This window comes from Streptomyces sp. NPDC042100, from assembly GCF_055582325.1.
In genome coordinates, this window is sequence record NZ_JBVJDK010000005.1 from 272,297 (window position 1) to 292,497 (window position 20,201).

Annotated in this window: 20 protein-coding genes and 1 pseudogene; 9 read left to right on the plus strand and 12 right to left on the minus strand. The window is 75.0% G+C overall.

Annotated features, from left to right (window positions below; all coding sequences use genetic code 11):
* The first annotated feature begins 12 nt into the window (after positions 1-12).
* The 3 genes and pseudogenes from ACZ6J5_RS13660 to ACZ6J5_RS13670 all read left to right on the plus strand — a co-directional run bounded on the left by ACZ6J5_RS13660 (position 13) and on the right by ACZ6J5_RS13670 (position 1,697).
* Positions 13-612 (plus strand): helix-turn-helix transcriptional regulator, encoded by a 600-nt coding sequence (locus tag ACZ6J5_RS13660; RefSeq protein ID WP_469390954.1) that lies wholly within the window; start codon positions 13-15, stop codon positions 610-612.
* A gap of 43 nt (positions 613-655) precedes the next feature.
* Positions 656-1,027: pseudogene (locus ACZ6J5_RS13665) on the plus strand (VOC family protein); the annotation flags it as partial.
* A 124-nt stretch (positions 1,028-1,151) separates the two neighbouring features.
* The gene (locus ACZ6J5_RS13670; RefSeq protein WP_469390956.1) at positions 1,152-1,697 is read left to right on the plus strand and encodes a pyridoxamine 5'-phosphate oxidase family protein; all 546 of its coding nucleotides are present in this window, start codon (positions 1,152-1,154) and stop codon (positions 1,695-1,697) included.
* A 120-nt stretch (positions 1,698-1,817) separates the two neighbouring features.
* Here ACZ6J5_RS13670 and ACZ6J5_RS13675 read toward each other — a convergent pair whose 3' ends face one another.
* Together ACZ6J5_RS13675 and ACZ6J5_RS13680 are read right to left on the minus strand one after the other, a co-directional pair.
* Positions 1,818-2,813, minus strand: a complete 996-nt coding sequence (locus ACZ6J5_RS13675; protein WP_469390958.1) for an acyl-CoA dehydrogenase family protein — start codon at positions 2,811-2,813, stop codon at positions 1,818-1,820.
* Entirely contained in the window at positions 2,813-3,967 is a 1,155-nt protein-coding gene (locus ACZ6J5_RS13680) for an acyl-CoA dehydrogenase family protein (protein WP_469390960.1), read from the minus strand. The genes ACZ6J5_RS13675 and ACZ6J5_RS13680 overlap by 1 nt, the downstream gene beginning before the upstream one ends.
* Positions 3,968-4,019: 52 nt before the next feature.
* Between ACZ6J5_RS13680 and ACZ6J5_RS13685 the strand changes: the two genes are divergently transcribed.
* From ACZ6J5_RS13685 to ACZ6J5_RS13700, 4 genes are all read left to right on the plus strand, one after another.
* Positions 4,020-5,171, plus strand: coding sequence for an acyl-CoA dehydrogenase family protein (locus ACZ6J5_RS13685; RefSeq protein WP_469390962.1), 1,152 nt, complete (start codon positions 4,020-4,022; stop codon positions 5,169-5,171).
* Positions 5,168-5,953 carry an SDR family oxidoreductase gene (locus tag ACZ6J5_RS13690; RefSeq protein ID WP_469390964.1) on the plus strand — a complete coding sequence of 262 codons (786 nt, stop codon included), beginning with the start codon at positions 5,168-5,170 and terminating at the stop codon, positions 5,951-5,953. The genes ACZ6J5_RS13685 and ACZ6J5_RS13690 overlap by 4 nt, the downstream gene beginning before the upstream one ends.
* A gap of 130 nt (positions 5,954-6,083) precedes the next feature.
* Positions 6,084-6,671 carry a TetR/AcrR family transcriptional regulator gene (locus ACZ6J5_RS13695; protein ID WP_469391365.1) on the plus strand — a complete coding sequence of 196 codons (588 nt, stop codon included), beginning with the start codon at positions 6,084-6,086 and terminating at the stop codon, positions 6,669-6,671.
* A 35-nt stretch (positions 6,672-6,706) separates the two neighbouring features.
* Positions 6,707-7,864 (plus strand): acetyl-CoA C-acetyltransferase, encoded by a 1,158-nt coding sequence (locus tag ACZ6J5_RS13700; protein WP_469390966.1) that lies wholly within the window; start codon positions 6,707-6,709, stop codon positions 7,862-7,864.
* A 22-nt stretch (positions 7,865-7,886) separates the two neighbouring features.
* Here ACZ6J5_RS13700 and ACZ6J5_RS13705 read toward each other — a convergent pair whose 3' ends face one another.
* The 9 genes from ACZ6J5_RS13705 to ACZ6J5_RS13745 form a co-directional block, all read right to left on the minus strand.
* On the minus strand, positions 7,887-8,654 hold the full coding sequence (locus ACZ6J5_RS13705) for an inositol monophosphatase family protein (RefSeq protein WP_469390968.1): 768 nt from the start codon (positions 8,652-8,654) through the stop codon (positions 7,887-7,889).
* Positions 8,655-8,665: 11 nt separating this feature from the next.
* Positions 8,666-9,292 (minus strand): 2'-5' RNA ligase family protein, encoded by a 627-nt coding sequence (locus tag ACZ6J5_RS13710; protein ID WP_469390970.1) that lies wholly within the window; start codon positions 9,290-9,292, stop codon positions 8,666-8,668.
* Between the two features lie 203 nt (positions 9,293-9,495).
* Positions 9,496-10,761 (minus strand): DUF4145 domain-containing protein, encoded by a 1,266-nt coding sequence (locus ACZ6J5_RS13715; protein WP_469390971.1) that lies wholly within the window; start codon positions 10,759-10,761, stop codon positions 9,496-9,498.
* 83 nt (positions 10,762-10,844) lie between these two features.
* On the minus strand, positions 10,845-12,113 hold the full coding sequence (locus tag ACZ6J5_RS13720) for a hypothetical protein (RefSeq protein ID WP_469390973.1): 1,269 nt from the start codon (positions 12,111-12,113) through the stop codon (positions 10,845-10,847).
* Positions 12,114-12,240: 127 nt separating this feature from the next.
* The gene (locus ACZ6J5_RS13725) at positions 12,241-13,131 is read right to left on the minus strand and encodes a tyrosine-protein phosphatase (protein WP_469390975.1); all 891 of its coding nucleotides are present in this window, start codon (positions 13,129-13,131) and stop codon (positions 12,241-12,243) included.
* A 19-nt stretch (positions 13,132-13,150) separates the two neighbouring features.
* The gene (locus ACZ6J5_RS13730; protein WP_469390977.1) at positions 13,151-14,197 is read right to left on the minus strand and encodes an NAD(P)H-dependent flavin oxidoreductase; all 1,047 of its coding nucleotides are present in this window, start codon (positions 14,195-14,197) and stop codon (positions 13,151-13,153) included.
* Positions 14,194-14,907: a CoA-transferase subunit beta gene (locus ACZ6J5_RS13735; protein WP_469390979.1), complete on the minus strand. Its 714-nt coding sequence runs from the start codon at positions 14,905-14,907 to the stop codon at positions 14,194-14,196. Before ACZ6J5_RS13735 ends, ACZ6J5_RS13730 begins: the two co-directional genes overlap by 4 nt.
* Positions 14,904-15,752 carry a CoA transferase subunit A gene (locus ACZ6J5_RS13740; protein ID WP_469390981.1) on the minus strand — a complete coding sequence of 283 codons (849 nt, stop codon included), beginning with the start codon at positions 15,750-15,752 and terminating at the stop codon, positions 14,904-14,906. The genes ACZ6J5_RS13735 and ACZ6J5_RS13740 overlap by 4 nt, the downstream gene beginning before the upstream one ends.
* Positions 15,749-16,504, minus strand: a complete 756-nt coding sequence (locus ACZ6J5_RS13745; RefSeq protein ID WP_469390982.1) for an enoyl-CoA hydratase family protein — start codon at positions 16,502-16,504, stop codon at positions 15,749-15,751. The genes ACZ6J5_RS13740 and ACZ6J5_RS13745 overlap by 4 nt, the downstream gene beginning before the upstream one ends.
* A gap of 67 nt (positions 16,505-16,571) precedes the next feature.
* Here ACZ6J5_RS13745 and ACZ6J5_RS13750 point away from each other — a divergent pair, with 67 nt between their 5' ends.
* Positions 16,572-17,345 (plus strand): SDR family oxidoreductase, encoded by a 774-nt coding sequence (locus ACZ6J5_RS13750; RefSeq protein WP_469390984.1) that lies wholly within the window; start codon positions 16,572-16,574, stop codon positions 17,343-17,345.
* Positions 17,345-18,220 carry an SDR family oxidoreductase gene (locus ACZ6J5_RS13755; protein WP_469390985.1) on the plus strand — a complete coding sequence of 292 codons (876 nt, stop codon included), beginning with the start codon at positions 17,345-17,347 and terminating at the stop codon, positions 18,218-18,220. The genes ACZ6J5_RS13750 and ACZ6J5_RS13755 overlap by 1 nt, the downstream gene beginning before the upstream one ends.
* A gap of 285 nt (positions 18,221-18,505) precedes the next feature.
* On the opposite strand, the gene ACZ6J5_RS13760 is transcribed toward ACZ6J5_RS13755, so the two are convergent.
* Positions 18,506-20,173, minus strand: coding sequence for an ankyrin repeat domain-containing protein (locus ACZ6J5_RS13760; protein WP_469390987.1), 1,668 nt, complete (start codon positions 20,171-20,173; stop codon positions 18,506-18,508).
* Positions 20,174-20,201: the final 28 nt, after the last annotated feature.

Below are 20,201 nucleotides of genomic sequence, written 5' to 3' on the forward strand. Positions count from 1 at the left end.
TAGACTGCGCCCGTGCCGGATGACGAGAAGGTGCCCGCGCTGCCCGCGACGAGCTGGGCGGTGCTCGGACTGCTCTCCTTCGGGCGGGAGTTGTCCGGATACGACCTCAAGAAGTGGTCCGATCGCTCGCTCGGCCTCTTCTACTGGAGCCCCTCCTTCAGCCAGATCTACGCCGAGCTCAAGCGCCTGGAGGCGGCCGGGTACGCCACCTCCCGCCTGGTCGCCCCCGAGTCCGGCTCCCGCGACAAGCGCGTCTACCGCGTCACCCCCGAAGGGCTCGCCGCCGTCCGCGCCTGGGCCGCCGGCGCCCCCGCCGACCCGCCGGTCCTCAAGCACGGGCCGATGCTGCGGCTCTGGCTCGGCCACCTCCTGGAGCCCGCCCGCACCCGCGAACTCCTCGCCGCGCACCGCGAGCACGCCGAGGCCATGCGGCGCCGCGCCGAGGCGGACGCCGCCGACGCCGGGGCCGACCCCGACTGGGCGTACCCGCTGCTCACCCTCCGCTGGGCCGAGCGCTACTACGCCGCCGAGCGCGACCTGGCCGAGGCGATGCTCGCGGACGTCGAGGCGCTGGAGCGGGACCACCATGTCGGGGGCCCCGGCCCCGGCTGAAATCGGGTGGCCGGGTGCGGGGGGCGCGGGACATAGTGGCCGGATGAGTTCTCTCGTACGCCATGTGACCATCGACTGCGCCGACGCCTACGCCCTCGCGGGTTTCTGGGCCGGGGTCCTCGACACCGAGCTCTCCGACGACGACAAGCCCGGCGACCCCGAGGCCCTGGTGGAGTCGCCGGGCGCCGCGCTGCTCTTCATCCAGGTCCCGGAGCCGAAGTCCGTGAAGAACCGGGTCCACCTCGACCTCCAGCCGCAGGACCGCAGCCGCGACGAGGAGGTCGAGCGGCTGCTCGGCCTCGGCGCGACGCTGGTCGGCGACCACCGCAGGCCGGACGGGACCGGGTGGGCGACCCTGGCGGATCCCGAGGGGAACGAGTTCTGCGTGGAGCGCAGCCAGGCGGAGCGGGACGCCCAGCGTCCGGAGTGATCCGGCGTCCGGAGTGATCCGGCCTGCGGAGTGATCCGGCGTCCGGAGTAATCCGGCGCCCGGAGTAATCCCGACAGAAGGTGTCGGGATTCCGGTGTCTCCTGGAGGCATGGGAGACACCGGAACCACCGCCGCCGACAGCACCGCCCGCCCCGCGCACCCCGCGGGCTGGGCCTCCTTCGAGGCCGCCGAGCCTGCCTTCGCCGGCCTCGTGCGCGAGCGCTTCGGCGGGTACACCCACCACGCCCTCGCCACCCTCCGCAAGGACGGCTCCCCGCGCCTGAGCGGCATCGAGGCGGACTTCCGGGCCGGGGAGCTGTGGCTCGGCATGATGCCGGGCTCACGCAAGGCGCTGGACCTGCGCCGCGACCCCCGCTTCGCGCTGCTCGCCAATCCCGGCGAGGGCACCACCATGGGCGGCGGCGACGTCCGCGTCTCCGGCCGGGCCGTGGAGATCACCGACCGGCCCACCCTGGAGTGGTACGCGGGGGAGGTCGGGATGCCGATGCCGTTCCACGTCTTCCTGGTCGAGCCGGCGGAGGTCGTGCGCACCGCCGTCGAGGGCGACGACCTGGTCCTGACCGCCTGGACCCCGGGGCGCGGCACCCGCACCATCCGCCGGGGCAACGACGAGGCGCCGCCCCGGGAGGGGTGACCGGGGAGGGGCGACCCAGGAGGGATGAGCCGGGAGGGGTGCCCGGAGAGGTGCCCCGGGAGGGATGACGCGGGAGCGCTGAGGGGAGCCCGCGCCCCCGCCCCCGTCCCGCCCCCCCGCTCACCGTCCCGCTGCCGCCGCCGCGAGCACCTCCGCCCGGCACCAGGCCGGGCCGCCCCAGGCGTCCCGTAGCGGGCGGGCCTTGCGGAGCCAGAGGGAGAGGTCGAGCTCCTCGGTGTAGCCGACGGCGCCGTGCACCCGCAGGGCGGTGCCGGCCGTCGCGTACGCCGCCTCCCCGGCGGCGGCCTTCGCCGCCGCGAGATCGCCGCTCTCGAAGGTGAGCGCCGCTCCGAAGACCAGCGGCCGGGCGAACTCCAGGCCGATCAGCGCGTCCGCCAGCCGGTGCTTGACCGCCTGGAAGGAGCCGATCGGCACCCCGAACTGGGTGCGCTGCTTCGCGTACTCCACCGTCCGGTCCAGCAGTGCGAGCCCCACCCCCAGCGCCTGCGCCGCCGTCGCCAGCAGCGCCCAGCGCCGCGCCGCCGTCGCCGCCGAGGCCACCGAGGGCCCGGCCGCGAGCGGCTCCCCGCCCGGCGCGGGCCGGGCCAGCCGCCGTACCGGATCGGCGGAGGCCCGGAGCTCCCCGTACCCGGGGGCGATCCGCAGCTCCTCGCCGTCCACGACGAGCAGCAGATCGGCGGCGTCCGGGTCCAGCGCGTACGGGGAGACCCCGGTCAGCGCCAGGCTCGCCACCGTCCCGCCGCCCACGAGACCCGGCAGCAGCCGCTTCGCCGGACCCTCCTCGCCCCGCCCGGCCAGCTCCGTGAGGAGCGCGATCGCCGCGACGGTCTCCACGAGCGGGCCCGGGACCGCGTGGCGGCCCGACTCCACCATGGCGTGGGCGAGTTCGACGGGGAGCGGGCCGACGCCCTCGTACGCCTCGGGCGCGGCCAGCGCGAACACCCCGGCGTCGGCGAGCCGGCCCCACAGCGCGCGGCCGGGCCCCGGCTCGCCGGCCGCCCAGGCCCGCGCGACGGCCGGGGTGCCTGCGGCGGTGAGCATCGCGTCCAGGGAGCGCGCGAAGTCGCGCTGCTCGTCGGTCGGCAGGAAGCGCATCAGCGGCGGCCCTTCGGGAGGCCGAGCAGCCGCTCGGCGATGATGTCGCGCTGGATCTCGTTGGTCCCGGCGTAGATCGGCCCGGCGAGCGAGAAGACGTGGCCCTCGGCCCACTCGGTGCCGGCCAGCTCGCCGTCCGCCCCCAGCAGGTCCAGCGCCGTCTCGTGCAGGGCGATGTCGAGCCCCGACCAGAAGACCTTGTTGAGGCTGGACTCCGCCCCGATCCGCCCGCCCGCCGCGAAGAGCGAGGCCCCGGCGGCGGTGAACAGCTGGTAGGCGCGGGCCCCGATCAGCGCGTCGGCGACCCGGTCCCGCAGTGCCGTGTCCGAGGGGTCGCCCCGCTCGTCCCACAGCCGCCGCAGCCGGTCGGCGGCGGCCAGGAAGCGGCCGGGGGAGCGCAGCGTGAGCCCGCGCTCGTTGCCGGTGGTGGACATGGCGATCCGCCAGCCCTGCCCGGGCTCGCCGATGACGTCCTGGTCGGGCACGAACACCCCGTCGAGGAAGAGTTCGGCGAAGGCGGGCTTGCCGTCGAGCCGCCCGATGGGCCGCACGGTCACCCCCGGCGCCCGCAGGTCGAACATCAGATACGTGAGCCCCCGGTGCGGGCGCCCTTCGGCCGCCGGGCCCGGGTCGGTGCGGAAGATGCCGAAGGCCCGGTCGGCGAAGGCGGCCCGCGAGGACCAGGTCTTCTGGCCGTGCAGCAGCCAGCCGCCGTCCGTCCGCACGGCCCGCGAGGTCAGCGAGGCGAGGTCGGAGCCGGCCTCGGGCTCGGACCAGGCCTGCGCCCAGATGGTCTCCCCGGTCGCCATGGACGGCAGCACCCGGGCCCGCTGCTCCCCGGTGGCGTGCTCGAAGAGGGTGGGCGCGAGCAGGCTGACGCCGTTCTGCGAGACCCGGCCCGGGGCGCCGGCGGCGTGGTACTCCTCCTCGAAGGCCAGCCAGCGGAAGATGTCGGCGCCCCGGCCCCCGTACTCCTCGGGCCAGGAGACCACCGACCAGCGTCCGGCGGCGAGTTCGGCCTCCCAGGCGCGGTGGGCGGCGAAGCCCTCGGCGGTCTCCAGGGACGGCAGCGGCGTGCGGGGCACCCGGGCGCGCAGCCACTCCCGGGCCTCGGCCCGGAAGGCGTGCTCCTCGGCGGTGTACGAGAGGTCCATCGGACCCCCACCTCCTTCCCTAACAAGTGTTTGGTAGGTTACCGTGACGCTCATGACGAGCGCCATGAGCAGCGTCGAGGAGTTCCGCGCCGAGATACGGGACTGGCTGCGGGACCGGCTCCGGGGCGAGTTCGCCGCCCTGCGCGGCCGGGGCGGCCCCGGCCGCGAGCACGAGGCCTTCGCCGAACGCCTGGCCTGGGAGCGGCACATGGCCGACCACGGCTGGACCTGCGTCGGCTGGCCCGAGGCGTACGGGGGGCGCGGCGCGAGCATCGAACAGCAGCTCGCCTTCCACGAGGAGTACGCCCTCGCCGACGCCCCCGCCCGCGTCAACCACATCGGCGAACAGCTCCTCGGCCCCACCCTCATCGACCACGGCACCGAGGAGCAGAAGGCCCGCTTCCTGCCCGCCGTCCGCGCCGTCGAGGAGCTCTGGTGCCAGGGGTACAGCGAGCCCGACGCCGGCTCCGACCTCGCCGCCGTCCGCACCCGCGCGGTCCGCGACGGCGACGAGTGGGTGATCGACGGGCGCAAGATCTGGACCTCCCTCGCCCACGAGTCCCAGTGGTGCTTCGTCCTCGCCCGCACCGAGCCCCGCACCGACCGCCGCCACGCGGGCCTCTCGTACCTCCTCGTCCCGCTCGACCAGCCGGGCGTGGAGATCCGGCCGATCGTCCAGCTCACCGGCACCAGCGAGTTCAACGAGGTCGTCTTCGACGGCGCCCGCACCCCCGCCGCCCACGTCGTCGGCGCCCCCGGGGACGGCTGGCGGATCGCCCTCGCCACCCTCGGCTACGAGCGGGGCGTCTCCACCCTCGGCCAGCAGGTCGGCTTCCGCCGCGAGCTGGAGGCGCTGGCCGCGCTCGCCCGCGCCAACGGCACCGCCGACGACCCGCGCGTCCGCGACGGACTGGTCCGCGCCTGGACCGGACTGCGCGCCATGCGCGCCCACGCCCGCTGCGGCGCCGAGCCCTCCATGGCCAAGCTCCACTGGTCCCACTGGCACCGGGACCTCGGCGAACTCGCCATGGAGATCCGAGGCCCCGCCGCCACCCTCGCCGCCGGTGAACCGTACGAACTCGACGACTGGCAGCGCCTGTTCCTCTTCTCCCGCGCCGACACCATCTACGCCGGATCCAGCGAGATCCAGCGGAACATCATCGCCGAGCGGGTGCTCGGCCTCCCGAAGGAGCCGCGCCCGTGACCACCGCGCCCGCCTACGTCCCCGGCCACGGCCTGCTGGCCGGCCGCACCGCCGTCGTCACCGCCGCCGCCGGCGCGGGCATCGGCGGCGCCACCGCCCGCCGCCTCCTGGAGGAGGGGGCCAGGGTCCTGATCAGCGACGCCCACGCCCGCCGGCTCAAGGAGACCGAGGAGGCCCTCGCCGCCGAGTTCGGCGCCGGCCGGGTCGCCGCCCGGCCCTGCGACGTCACCGACGAGACCCAGGTCCAGGAGCTGTACGACACCGCCGTCCGCCTGCACGGCGGGCTCGACGTCCTCGTCCACAACGCCGGGCTCGGCGGCACCGCCGCCCTCGCCGACATGACCGACGAGCAGTGGAACCGGGTCCTCGACGTCACCCTCAACGGCACCTTCCGCTGCACCCGGGCCGCCCTGCGCCACTTCCGCGACACCGGCGGCACCGGGGTGATCGTGAACAACGCCTCCGTCGTCGGCTGGCGCGCCCAGGCCGGCCAGGCGCACTACGCCGCCGCCAAGGCCGGGGTGATGGCGCTGACCCGCTGCGCCGCGATCGAGGCCGCCGCCTACGGGGTCCGGGTCAACGCGGTCGCCCCCTCCCTCGCCATGCACCCGCACCTGGTCAAGGTCACCTCCGCCGAACTCCTGGAGGAGCTGACGGCCCGGGAGGCGTTCGGGCGGTACGCGGAGCCGTGGGAGGTCGCGAACGTCATCGTCTTCCTGGCCAGCCCCTACTCCTCGTACATGACCGGCGAGACGGTCTCCGTCAGCAGTCAGCACCCGTAGGACGGCAGACGACAATGGACCCGTGCCGACGCCCAAGACATCCCCCAAGACCCCCGCGAAGCCATCGCCCGCGAAGTCCTCGCCCGCGAAGCAGCCCGCCACGAAGCAGCCCGCCACGAAGAAGTCCCAGGTGAGCGCCTCACCCGAGCGGCGCCGCGAACTCCTCGGCATCGCCGCCGAGGTGTTCGCCGCCCAGGGCTACAACGCCACCACCGTCCGCAAGATCGCGGACGAGGCCGGGATGCTCGCGGGCAGCCTCTACTACCACTTCGACTCCAAGGAGTCGATGCTCGACGAGATCCTCTCGACCTTCCTGGACGAGCTGTGGGCCGGCTACGACACCGTGCTCGCCGCCGGGCTCGGACCCCGGGAGACCATCGAGGCCCTCGTCACCGAGTCCTTCCGGGAGATCGACCGGCACCGCGCCGCCGTCGCCATCTACCAGAAGGAGTCCCGCCACCTCGTCGACCAGGACCGCTTCCACTACCTGGCCGACTCGCAGGTCAAGTTCGAGAAGGCCTGGCTCGGCACCCTGGAACGCGGGGTCGCCTCCGGGGCCTTCCGCGCCGACCTCGACGTCCGCCTCACCTACCGCTTCGTCCGCGACACCGTCTGGGTCGCCGCGTCCTGGTACCGCCCCGGCGGCCGGCACAGCCCCGAGGAGATCGCCCGCCAGTACCTGTCGATGGTGCTGGACGGGATCGCCGTACGCGTCTAGCAGCTCTCGCCCCTCGCCCTCCAGGAGGAACAGCCATGCCCGAGGCCTACATCGTCGAAGCGGTCCGCACCCCGGTGGGCCGCCGCAGGGGCGGGCTCGGCGCCGTCCATCCGGCGGACCTCGGCGCCCACGTCCTCAAGGCCCTGGTCGAGCGCAGCGGGATCGACCCGGCCGCCGTGGAGGACGTCGTCTTCGGCTGCCTCGACACCGTCGGCCCGCAGGCCGGCGACATCGCCCGCACCGCCTGGCTGGCGGCCGGGCTGCCCGAGGAGGTCCCGGGCGTCACCATCGACCGCCAGTGCGGCTCCTCCCAGCAGGCCGTCCACTTCGCCGCGCAGGGCGTCCTGTCCGGCACCCAGGACCTGGTGGTGGCGGGCGGCACCCAGAACATGACGATGATCCCCATCGCCTTCGCCTCCCGGCAGGCCGCCGACCCGCTCGGCCTCACCGAGGGCCCGTACGCGGGCTCCGCCGGCTGGCGGGCGCGGTACGGGGACGCGCCGGTCAACCAGTTCCACGGCGCCGAACTGATCGCCGCCAAGTGGGGCATCACCCGCCGGGACCAGGAGGAGTTCGCCCTCCGCTCGCACCAGCGGGCCCTGCGCGCCCTCGACGAGGGCCGCTTCGCCCGCGAGACCGTCCCGTACGGCGAGGTCACCGCCGACGAGGGGCCGCGCAGGGACACCACCCTGGAGAAGATGGGCGCCCTGAAGCCCGTCGTCGAGGGCGGCACCATCACCGCCGCCTGCTCCTCCCAGGTCTCCGACGGCGCCGCCGCGATGCTGCTCGCGAGCGAACGCGCGGTCCGCGAACACGGCCTCACCCCCCGGGCCCGCGTCCACCACCTCTCGGTGCGCGGCGAGGACCCGATCCGGATGCTCTCCGCCCCGATCCCGGCCACCGCCCACGCCCTCAAGAAGACCGGCCTGACCATCGACGACATCGACCTGGTCGAGATCAACGAGGCCTTCGCCCCGGTCGTCCTCGCCTGGCTCAAGGAGACCGGCGCCGACCCGGCCCGCGTCAACGTCAACGGCGGCGCCATCGCCCTCGGCCACCCCCTGGGCGCCACCGGCGTCCGCCTGATGACGACCCTCCTCCACGAACTGGAGCGCACCGGCGGCCGCTACGGCCTCCAGACGATGTGCGAGGGCGGCGGCCAGGCCAACGTGACGATCATCGAACGGCTTTGAGCCCGGCCGCGGACCGGGCGGCTCAGGGGCGGGCCAGGCCGGCCCGCCCCCACAGGCCGATGAGCTCCTCCGCCACCGCGCGGCCGCCGGCGGCGACCACGGGTGATCCGAAGCGGTAGTCGCCGCCGTCCGCGCCGAGGACCGTCAGGCCGTGCTCCCGGACCAGCGGCACGCCCGCCGCCACGTCCCAGGGCTTCGCGCCGACGCACAGGCACGCGTCGAGCCAGCCCTCGGCCACGCCCACCAGGTCCAGGCTCATCGCGCCTTGAAGCCGGATCCGGTAGGCGTGGTCGTACAGCAGAGTCAGCAGATCCCGCTTGCGAGGGTCGCCCGAGCCCGTACCTGTCAGGCCGACGACCGCCCGCGCCAACTCGCCCACGACGGACGGAGGCTCCGCGACCCGGGCTCCGGACGGTTGCCCGCCGGCCGACCAGCGGCGGCCGAGGGCCGGGGCGTCGATCACCCCGAGCCGGGGCACCCCCTCCTCCGCGTACGCCAGCGAGATCCCGTACAGGGGAGCCCCGCGGGTGAAGTTCATGGTGCCGTCCACGGGGTCGAGCACCCAGCAGCGGCCGGGCAGCGGGCCCCCGGCGAACCCTTCCTCGCCGACGACCGGGACGTCCGGCGTCCGCCCGCGCAGGAACTCCGTCACCCGGCGTTCGATCTCCTCGTCGGTGTCGGTCACCTCCTCGCCCGAGGGCTTGCGCCGCACCCGGGACCAGCCGGCGTCCGCTCCGGCCAGCCAACGCGCCCCGGCGTCCACCGCCTCCTCGGCGACAGCGAGGAGCACACGGTCTCCTGTCACCGCGCGGTCAGCCCCCTCTCTTCGAGGATCTCCGCATGGGCCCCGTTCTCGCCCATCACGTAGCAGCTGAAACGGTCGAAGACCCAGGTCTCCGGCAGGTCCACCCGCTCGGGCGCCGACCGGACCAGTTCCCGGGCCACCACTTCCTCGGCCCGCCCCAGCGTGATGTGGGGCGCGTACGCGGGTCCCGTGTACCGGTACCCGTACCGCTCGAAGCTCTCCCGCTCCTCCGCCGTGAACCGCGAGACGTCCTTGGACGGGTCGAACGCGGCCCGGTCCAGGTGCGGCTCCAGCCTCCGCAGCGCCGACTCCTGGATGCTGTCCAGCAGCGGAGGGCGCTCCAGCGACAGGAACACCCAGCCGGTCGGCTGGTACACGACGCCCCGCGAGGCAAGCGTGATCCGTTCCGGCGCCTCCGCGGCGGCGACGATCCGGTCGAGCTCCTGTGCCGGATCGAGCGAGTCGAGGAACGGCCCCTGGAACACCGTCACATGGGGCAGGTTGCCCTCGGGGCTCAGTGGCGGGCGCAGCTCGTGTCTGCCGCCTATTTCCCGCTGGAGGCGAATCGCGGTGGCGCGGTGCTCCGCGCTGGGCAGCAGGGCGATGCCGAGCCATCTCGTCACGGCTGAGCTCCAATCTTCGTGATCACATGCGGTGCGGTGTCGAGCCCCCGGGCCGGGCACGCCGCTCACAAGGCGCCGTCCGGTCCCCGGGGCAGGATCACATGGCCGGACGTCGAAGCGGTGTACCGGCGGGTCTCCCCCGCGAGCGAGCGAGCGGGGCCGGGGCCAGGGTCCGCCGGGGCTCTCCGGCGCGGTGCGCCGGGTCACGGACGCCCCAGCCGGTAGCTCTCGAACAGGACGTGCCGCACCAGCCGTTCCCTGCTCTCGGATGTGCTCTGCAACGGGAAGGAGGCGTGTGTCACCAGGTCGCGGACCAACTCCTCGAACCGGCCCTCGTCCGAGCTCAGGTCGTGGAAGGAGCGCATGAACTCCTGGTGCAGCTGCTCGGGGGGCACCTTCAGCTCCGCCAGCCAGGAGCGGTTGGCCAGCAGGACGTTCGAGGCCGCCGATCGCAGCCGAGCCTGGGCGTCCCGGGGCAGCATGTCGGAGTTCAGCAGCTCGAAGTAGGCGTCGTTCTCCAGCGCGTGCATCCGCAGGTTCTGGCCGCCGACCGCCAGCACGTCCCCGTTGAGGTGGAACAGTTCCAGGCCCAGGTGGTGCGGCACGTCGAGGATGCGGATGCCCTTCTCGGCCAGCCCCTCCTCGTCCGTCGAGAACGCCCGCAGGATGTTGTCGAACATGTCGCTGTGCCGTGGTACGGCGATCGTCGCCCCCGCCGGGTCCCGCAGGAACTCCTCGCCCGAGGCGTCTCCCCACCGCCCGTCCCGCGCGGCCAGCAGATAGAAGTTGCGACCGCCCATCGAGTAGCCGACCTGCCCGATCCGGACGACCTCGGAGGCGACCTCCGCGTTCGCCTCGCGCATGTGGCGCAGCCGCTGCTCGTTGTACACGGCCAGATCCAGCAGACCTCGGGCGACATCGGTCACCAGGCTGTCCGACCAGGGCATCTGCACATGCACCACGCGGTGGCGGCGGCGGGAGAGGAGTTCGTCGAACCCGCAGCCCAGCAGGACCGCCTTCACCACGATGAGCGTCGAATCGGCGAGCCGGGTGGTGCCCGTCCGGTGCTGCAGGGCGGACAGTTCGTGCTGGGCCTCGTCCTCGGCGAGGGTCGCGGTGGTCCTGCCGTACCAGACCGCCAGCTGGGTCAGCGCGTTGAGACACGGCTGCACGTCCTCGGCGGAGATCTCCTCGCCCGCCGCGTCCTGCGCGTGGCTGCCGTAGTTGCCGTAGTTCTGGATGGTCCGCACGGCGAGCACGACCTTAGGCGGGACCAGGCCCTTGGCCGTGAGGGTCGTCAATAAGGACTCCAGCGTCGGTCTGGCACCGACCGCCTGCTGCATGGCGATATCCAACAGGATCGACTCCGCCGCCCTTCGTGCCGTGCCGAGGAAGACCTCCGGGTCCGCCTCCGCGTAGCGCAGCGCCTTCCGGTACAACCGGATCGGCTCCCCCTCGTTCGACGTCACGTCACCCGTGTCCTCTTCACTGTTTTTCGCGGAAGCTACCAAGGCCGGCGGTTGCCCTGCCAGCCCTTGGGTGTCTTGTCGGATCAGTGCCGGTCACCGCTCAGCGAGGCCAGGACGATGCGGCCGTAGCGGGTGGCGAAGGCGCCGGCGGTGGCGACCAGGGCCGCGCCCAGGCCGATGGCCATGTGGGCCGGGTCGTCGTCTCCCAGGACCTGCAGGACGCCCAGCGCCGTGCTGAGCGGAAGGCCGAGGATCGTCAGCACGCCGAGCGCGGCGGCGATCTGCTGGTTGTCCTGCGTCTGCACGAGCCTGCTGTAGTCGGCCGCCTCGGCGAGGATCTCGGTGAACCGGTCGGCCAGCCGGTACTGCGCCTGGAAGGCGACGAGCAGGTCGTTCGCGGGCCCGTGCGCCGTCAGGTGCTGCCGCCAGTAGGTGCTGCGGAAGGCGGCGATGTGGCGCTCCAGGGCGGTGACCCGGCGGGCCAGCCGGGGCCCGTCGAAGACGTCTGACAGCCCCTCCGTGAGCTCGTCGATGTGATCGCGCTGGACGGTGCCGAGCAGGATCGCGTCCAGATAGACCGTCCGGGAGTGCAGCGCGGCGAACGCGTAGAAGTCCCCCTCGCCGCCGTCGGGCCGGTGGCCGAGGAACGCGGCGCCGTGCCGCAGCACCAGGGCACTCCAGTCCGCGGAGATGCGTACCGTGTCGGCGGTCTGCCGGGGAAACTGCTCCGGCGCGGAGGGGACGTCCGTCTCGGCGGAGCGGGAGGCCAGCGACCACAGCCAGCCGTCGGCGGAGTCCGGCAGCCGCCCGTCGACCCGTACCACGGCGGTGTGCTCGGGGCCCGGGGTGAGGAAGGCGACGGTGTACGGGCGGGCGATCGCGAAGGGCCCCGCGGCGGTCATCGGCACAGCGATGCCGGCGAGCAGCGCGGCGGGGTCGAGCGGGCCCGTGAGCGGGTCGGGGCCGGCCGTGGACCGGTGGCCGATGGCCCGCAGGGCCGTCAGCAGGGCCGGTCCGGTCACGTCCAGATGCAGGATCGCGAGGGCGTGCCGCGGGTGCTGCGCGGTCGCGGTGTGCAGGATCTCCATCGCGGTCAGGGTGAGATCGCCGTGCGTGACCGAGGCGAAGGAGTGCCAGCGGCAGGGGCGCTCGGGCGTGCCGTACAGCGCGCGGGCGGCGGCGGGGGTGAAGTACGTCTGCCGGGTCGCCGCGTCGGCGGTACGGGAGCCGAGGCTCAGTGGCAGGGGGCCCGTCCGCCACGGGGGCGGGGCGGGCAGGCGTACGGGGAAGACGACCGCGATGGACTGCCGGACACCGGTGGCTGTGCTGAGATCGGTACTCAACGGCGGCACTTCTCCAGACACTCGGATGCTCGGGTGCGAGGGGCTCAAGAAGGTTAACCGCCAGGTCGTGCGGTCGGGTTGGGATTTCGCGAGGTCCGGGCGGCCCGGGACGGCGGGCCGCCGCACACCCGCACGCTCAGTGCACCAGCCTCCCCCGCAGTCCCGCCAGGGTGCGGAGGTCCAGGCCGAGGCCCTCCGTGAGGTAGCGGAAGACGGAGCCGTAGGCGGTGCGGAGTTCGGTGCGGGCGGTGTCCAGGTAGGTCTGGCGGACTTCCTGGAGGGGGATGATCAGGTCCGGGTCCCGCATCAGGCCCGCCTGGCGCAGGCCCTCGCGGACGCTGTAGTCGTAGGCGGCGCGGAAGGTGTTGGAGGCCAGGTAGTCGTCGGTCGCCGCGTGGTCGGGGACGCCGAGGGCGGTGAGCAGGAGCCAGCTGGTCCAGCCGGTGCGGTCCTTGCCCGAGGTGCAGTGGTAGAGCTGCGGGCCCGAGCCCGGGGCGGCCAGTTCGCGCAGGGTGGCGCCGAAGTGGGCGCGGTTGGCGGGGTCGGTGACGAAGGTGCGGTAGACCCCGGTCATGAAGGCCGCGGCCCGGCCGCCGCCCAGCATCTCCTCCTGCCGCACCGGGTCCCGGGAGCCGATCGCGGCGAGCAGCTGCCCGTAGAGGCCGTTGTCGGTGACGGGGCGGGAGACGAGGGCGGGGCCGGGCGGGAGGCGGTCGGCGCCGTCGGACCGCACCTCCAGCGGGATGCGGAAGTCGATCACCCGGGCCAGGCCCAGGCCGCCGAGCACGCCCAGGTCGGTGTCGGTCAGCTTGCCGAGGTGGTCGCCTCGGTAGACCAGGCCGTGCCGGACCCTGGCCCCGTCGTAGGTGGGGTAGCCGCCCAGGTCGCGGACGTTGACCGCGCCCTGGAGCGGGATCTGGCGGATGGGGCGGGGGGCGCGGGGGCGGGCCAGGGCCGGCGGGGCGGTGGCCGCCAGGAGCGTGCTGGCGGCGGCGGTGCCCAGCAGTGCGCGTCTCGACAACGACATGGCTGTCTCCCTTGCGGACTCATGGAGCGGGAAGGGTACGGAGCACGTGCGCGGCCTCGGACATGATCCGGGTGACGAGTTCCCCGCAGCCGGGCAGGTCCTCGATCACCCCCGCGACCTGTCCGGAGGCCATGACGCCGAGGTCGGTGCGGCCCTCGACCATGGAGGCCTTGAGGAGCATCGGGGTGTTCGCGGCGAGCAGGACCTGGCTCCAGGACAGGTCCTTGCCGTGGCGCAGGGCGAGGCCCTCGCGGACCATCGCGGCCCAGGAGAGCCCGGACAGGCGCCGGAAGCCGGCCGCCCTGCGGACCGCCTGGGCCAGGGCGCGGACCCGGCCCGCGTGCTCCAGCGCCGCGACCATCTCGGTGCGCAGCATCCGGTGCGGCAGGCCGTCGACCGCGGTGGTGACGGTGACGTCCTTGACGGTGGCGGCCAGATAGCGGGCCTTGACCGCGTCGGGGACGGTCGAGTCGGAGGTGAGGAGGAAGCGGGTGCCCATGGCGATGCCGGCCGCCCCGTAGGACAGCGCGGCGACCAGGCCGCGCCCGTCGTGGAAGCCGCCGGCCGCGATCACCGGGATGTCCACCGCGTCGACGACCTGCGGCAGCAGCACGGTGGTGGCGACCTCGCCGGTGTGCCCGCCGCCCTCGCCGCCCTGCACGACGACCGCGTCGGCGCCCCAGGCGGCGACCTTCTCGGCGTGCCGGCGCGCCCCGATGGAGGGGATGACGACGACCCCGGCGTCCTTCAGCTCGGCGATCAGTTCGCGGGAGGGGGCGAGGGCGAAGGAGGCGACCCGTACGCCCTCGTCGACGATGATCCGGACCCGTTCGCGGGCGTCGCCCGCGTCCGCGCGGAGGTTGACCCCGAAGGGGCGGTCGGTGCGGGACTTCACCTCCCGTACGGCGGAGCGCAGTTCGTCGACGGTCATGGTGGCGGAGGCGAGCACGCCGAGCGCCCCGGCGTTCGCGGTGGCCGACACGAGCCGGGGGCCCGCGACCCAGCCCATGCCGGTCTGCACGATCGGGTGCTCGACGCCGACCAGCTCGGTGAGCGGCGTCCTCATCGGGCCGGGACCTCCCGCTCCCGCAGGCCCGCCGGGTCGATCACCTCGCGGATCAGGCGCAGTTCCCCGGCGGTGGGTTCGCGGGTGTACGGCACGTCCGCGCCGCCCGCGAGCGCGAAGCCGGTCGCCGCCCGGACCTCCTCGGCGGTGACGCCCGGGTGCACGGAGGCGAGCCGCATGGACCGGTCGGGGGTGTCGAAGTCGAAGACGCCGAGGTCGCTGACGACCCGGGCGAGGCGGTGGTAGGGGCCGACGGCCCGGTCGTAGCCGACGCCGCTGACCAGGTCGACGCGCTCGACGAAGACCCGGGTGGAGTGCCGGGGGATCCAGTAGCTGACCGGGTTGTTCAGGGTGTTGACGGGGGCGCCGCGCACCCCGAGGAGCTGGCGGGCGGGGCGCTCCCAGTCACCGATGCAGGAGATGTTCTGGTTGCCGTACCGGTCGATCTGGCTGGCGCCCATCATCACGTGCCGTCGTCCGCCGGTGACCATCGCGAGGTGGCGGCGGTACGGCAGCCAGCCCTCCGGCTCCCCGTCGAGGCCGACGAGCAGCGCCTCGCCGTCGGTGAGCAGCAGGTCGGGGGAGAAGGTGCGCTTGGCGAGGCGGGCGCCGACGGAGGGGACCAGGCCCATCGGGCTGGCGAGCACCTCCCCGTTGTCGCGCCAGGCCTCGGCGCAGGCGATCACGCAGTACTCGGCTCGGCTGGTCACCGCTGTGCCTCCTCGTGCCAGGTGCGGACGGCCGCCTGGTAGTCGTCCTCGCCCTTGCCGGACAGGAAGCGTCCGGCGAACTCGGGCCAGGGGGTGCTCGCGTACAGCTTCTGGAAGGGCTCGTCGCGCGCGTAGTCCGGCGCGCAGGAGGTGAAGTGGGCGCCGTTCGGGGTCTCCACGACGCCGGTGACGCTGTGCCGGGAGATCAGCAGGGTCTGCGGGACGGTGTCGGCGGGGAAGGACTCGACGATCCGCTCGCAGGAGACGTAGGCGGTGTCGGCGGCCTCGCAGAACAGGTCGTCGAAGTACGGGTCGGGGCCCAGGTACTGCCCGTTGCCCCGGCGGTCGGCGCGGTTGACGTGGACGAGGGCGGCGTCCATCCGCAGGGCCGGCACGGCGACGAACTCCTCGCCGTCCTCGTACGGGGAGCGGACCGTCCGCAGCCCGGGGTTGACCCGCATGAGGTCGGAGCCGAGTCCGGCGCGGACCGGCAGGAAGGGCAGCCGGTTGGCGGCGGCGTGCAGTCCCCACATGAACATCGCCTCGTCGAGCTCGGTGAGGGCGAGGGCGCCGCTCTCGCGGGCGGCCCGGTAGTGGGGTTCGAGGGGGATGGAGTCCAGGGTCACGAAGGGGGCGACCAGGCGGCGGATCCGGCCCGCGGCGGCGAGCAGGCCGACCTCGGGACCGCCGTACGCGATGACGGTGAGATCAGTGATCTCGGACCGGAGCAGTGCTCGGACCAGGGCCATCGGCTTGCGCCGGGAACCCCAGCCGCCGATGCCGATCGTCATGCCGGAACGCAGCCGCCCCACGACGTCCTCGGGGCTCATGGTCTTGTCGGTCACGCGTCCTCCCGGGCGCTCGCGCCGAAGCCGTCGCGGACCCGGTCGGCCACGCCGCTCAGGTTCGCCTCGAAGGTGAAGCCCTGCTCGAAGCGGTAGCTGCGGCGCACGTCGACGGGGTCGATGCCGTTGATGGCCGCCTTGGCGAGCCGGATCAGGGTGCCGTCCTTCGCCGCGATCTCGGCCGCCAGCTCCAGGGCGGCGCCGAGCAGTCCGGCGCGCGGCACCACCTTCCACACCGAGCCGTGGGCGTGCAGCTCAGCCGCGGTGGCGGTGCGCGAGGTGTAGTACAGGGCGCGCATCAGGTGCTGCGGGACGAGCCGGGCCAGGTGGGTGGCGGCGCCCAGGGCGCCCCGGTCCAGCTCCGGCAGCCCGAAGACGGCGTCGTCGGCGGCGACGATCGCGTCGGCGTTGCCGACGAGCCCGATGCCGCCGCCGAGGCAGAAGCCGCCGACGGCGGCGACGACCGGGACCTCGCAGTCGTAGACGGCGGCGAAGGCCTCGGCGCAGCCCCGGTTGACGGCGATGAGGGAGGCGTGGCCGGGGTCCCGCTGGAGCTCCTTGATGTCGACGCCGGCGTTGAAGCCGCGGCCCTCGGCGGCGAGCACGACGCAGCGGACCTCCTGGTCGCGGCCGGCCGCGCGGACGGCGTCGGCGAGCGCGTACCAGTCGCTTACGGGCAGGGCGTTGACGGGGGGACGGTCGACGGTGACGAGCGCGATGCCCTTGTTCGGGCGGGAGGTGGAGACACCCATGTGCGGATCAGCTACCTTTCCACCAAACGTTTGTTAGGTGACCGTGCTGGGAGGAAGGTAGCAGCCGATGGAGCTGGACGGGAGGGTCGCCGTCGTCACCGGTGGCACGCGCGGGGTCGGCGCGGGCATCGCCAGGGCCTTTCTGCGCGCCGGGGCCGAGGTCCTGGTCTGCGCCCGCAGACCCCCCGGCGAACCCGTCGCCGAGGCCGGCAGGACCGCCGTCTTCCACCCGCTCGACCTGCGCGAACCGGCGGCCGTACGGGAGTTCATGACCGGGATCGCCGAGCGGTACGGACGCCTCGACGTGCTCGTCAACAACGCGGGCGGCACCCCCTACCGGCTGCTCGGCGAAGGCGCCGCCGAGCGGCACGCAAGGGTCGTCGAGCTCAACCTCACCGTCCCGCTCGCGGTCTCGCTCGCCGCGCACGGGCTGCTGCGGGCCTCCCGAGGCTCGGTCGTCATGATCGGCAGCGTCAGCGGCACCCGCCCCTCGCCGGGCACCGCCGCCTACGGCGCCGCCAAGGCCGGCCTGGAGAACCTGGCCCGCACGATGGCCGTCGAATGGGCCCCCGAGGTCCGGGTCAACACCCTGGTCCTCGGCATGGTCAGGACCGAGCTGTCCCACCTCCACTACGGCGACGCCGAGGGGCTCGCCGCCGTCGGCGCCACCGTGCCGCTGGGCCGGCTCGCCGAACCGTCCGAGATCGGCGAGGCGGCCGTCTTCCTCGCCTCCGACCGGGCGGCGTACGTCACGGGGGCCTCGCTCCTGGTGCACGGGGGCGGCGAACGCCCCGCCTTCCTGAACGCAGCGACCGTCAACAAGCCGAACGGAGAGTCGTGATGGGTCTGTGTGACGAACGGGTGGTCATCGTGACCGGCGCCGGCCGGGGGCTCGGCCGGGCCCACGCCCTCGCCTTCGCCGCCGAGGGCGCCCGGGTCGTGGTCAACGACCTCGGGGTCGGGCTCGACGGGCGGCCCGGGCCGGACAGCCCGGCGGCCCTCGTCGTGGCGGAGATCCGGGCGGCGGGCGGCGAGGCCGTCGCGCACGGCGGCGACATCGCGACGACCGAGGGCGCCGCGTCCCTGGTGGACGCCGCCCTCTCCGCGTACGGGCGCCTGGACACCCTCGTCAACAACGCCGGGTTCCTGCGCGACCGGATGCTCGTCAACCTCGGCGAGGACGACTTCGACGCGGTGCTGCGGGTCCACGTGAAGGGCCACTTCCTGCCCCTGCGGCACGCCGCCGCGCACTGGCGGGCCGAGGCCAAGGCGGGCCGCCCGGTGGCCGCGCGGGTCGTCAACACGACCTCGGGCGCCGGACTCCTCGGCAGCGTCGGCCAGGGCAACTACGCCGCCGCCAAGGCCGGGATCGTCGGCCTCACCCTCGTCGCGGCGGCCGAGATGGGCCGGTACGGGGTCCAGGTCAACGCGATCGCGCCCGCCGCGCGCACCCGGATGACCGAACAGACCTTCGCCGACCTGGCCGCCCTGCCGGAGGACGTCTCCCCGCTCGTGGTCTGGCTCGGCTCGGCCGCCTCGGCGGGTGTCACCGGCCGCGTCTTCGAGGCCGAGGGCGGCCGCCTCACCGTGATGGAGGGCTGGCGCCCCGGCCCCACCGAGACCCGCACCGCCCGCCGCACCCCGGCGGAGGCGGGCGAGACGGCCCTCAAACTCCTGGCGGCGTCGGAGCCGCCGGGGGCGGTGTACGGGGCCTGAGCGCCGCCTTCAGCGGGCGCGGGGGCGGGGTGGGCTGCGCGGGGCTGCGCGGGGCTGCGCGGGCGGGGCTCCGGCTCCGGGCGCGGCCCTGCACCGGGTGCGGTTCCGTGCCGGTTCCGTGCCGTCGGCGCCATCCCGCCGCGTGCCCGGGGCCGGGGCCGGAGCCGGGCTCGGGCGGGAGCCGGCGGGTCGGCCCCGGCGGCCGGGGCGCGGCGGGCTCCGCCTGCACCGGCGCGGGGCGTCCCGGACCCCGTCCGCACCGGTCCCGGCGGCCCGCGCCCGTCCTCACCGGCAGCGGGGCGCCGTCCATTCCAGGCGGGTGCGGGTGCGGGGGTCCGTCAGGTGTTCCAGGGCGGACAGGGCCGTCTCGCGGGCCGGGCCCGTCGGGTCGGCGTCCGCCAGGACGCGGGCCAGGGCCTCCACCGCGCGCGGGTCCTGCCGCAGGGCCAGGCCCCGGGCCGCCTCGGCCGCCGTCTCCGGGTCCGGGTCGGCGAGCCGCGCGGCCAGCGCCTCGCGCAGGGCGGAGGTGTCGTCGGGGAGTTCGGCGAGCGCCAGGGTGGCCCAGTCCCTGACCCGGGGCGCCCGGTCCCGGCTCAGGGCGATGAGCACCGCCCGCGCCTCGGCGTGCCCCGCGGGCACCAGCCCGGTCAGCGAGGCGGCCGCCAGCCGCCGCACCTCGTCGTCGGGGTGCCCGGCGAGCCCGAGCAGCGCGGGGACCGCCGCCGGGTCCGCGCCCTGCCCGAGCGCGGCGGCCAGCGAGCGGGCCGGCTCCGGGGCCGGACCCCGGGCGCCCGGGGCCTCCCGTGCCGCCGGTTCCGTCCCGGCGGGCGTTTCCCGTGCCGCCTCCCGCTCAGGTCCGCCGCCCGCCTCCCGCTCCGGCCCGCCACCCGCTTCCCATGCCGCTGGTTCCGCCCCGCCGCCCGCTTCCCGAGACGCCTCCCGCTCCGTCCCGCCGCCCGCCTCCCGCGCCACCTCCCGCTCCGCCGTCGCGCACAGCACCGGCAGCGCGCGCTCCGCGAAGCCCGGGAGCGCGGCCAGCACCTGCGCGCCCAGGGCGCGCCGCAGCGGGGCGGGGGCGTCGCACCACCCGGCGGCGGCCGTGAAGACGTCCTCGTCGGCGCGGGCGGCCAGCGCCGCGACCGCTGTCGTCCAGTCGTCCCGCGCCGGGTCCCCGCAGGCCAGCGCGCGCCCGGCGAGCTCCTCGTGCGGGACGCGGACGCCCAGGGCGCCCTCCAGCAGCGTGGCGATCGCCGCGTGGCCGGTCTGGCGCTCGTCGCCCCGGGTCGGCGCCCCGTCCTCGCCCAGCAGCTCGACGACCACGGTCACCCCGCCGTCCTCGGGGACCCGCCGCACCACCGCCTCGTACGTGTCCCCGGCGCCGCCGCCCTCGACCAGCCCGCGCCGCAGCACCGCCGCCATGTCCGCGCCGACCCACCGGCGGGCCTCGGCCAGCGCCTCCGCCAGCGCCCGTGCCCGGCTTCCGGCGCCGTGTTCGAGCAGCGCCCGGACGCAGGAGGCCGAGCCGCGCCGGGCGGCGGCGACCAGCGGGGCGAGCCCGTCGGGCCCCGGGCGGTCCGGCGCCGCGCCCGCCTCCAGCAGCTCCCGCAGCACCTCGGTGTGGCCGAGCCGGATCGCCCAGGCCAGGGCGGTGAAGCCGTAGCCCTCCTCCTGGTCCGGGTCCGCGCCCGCCGCGAGCAGGGCCCGCACCACCTCGGTGTGGCCCCCGCAGGCGGCCCCGCACAGCGGCAGGTCGGCCTCGTCCGCGCCGCCGCGCCGCCCGGGATCGGCGCCGGCGGCGAGCAGCAGCCGGACCGCGACCGGCTGGTTCCCGACCGCCGCCCGGTAGAGCGCGGTCTCGTCGTCCTCCCGGGTCTCGGGGTCGGCCCCGGCCCGCAGGGCCCGGACCACCCCGTCGTCGTCCCCGTCCCACAGCGCCTCGAACAACGTGCTCATGCTCCCGACCCTCGCCCGAGCCCCCCGA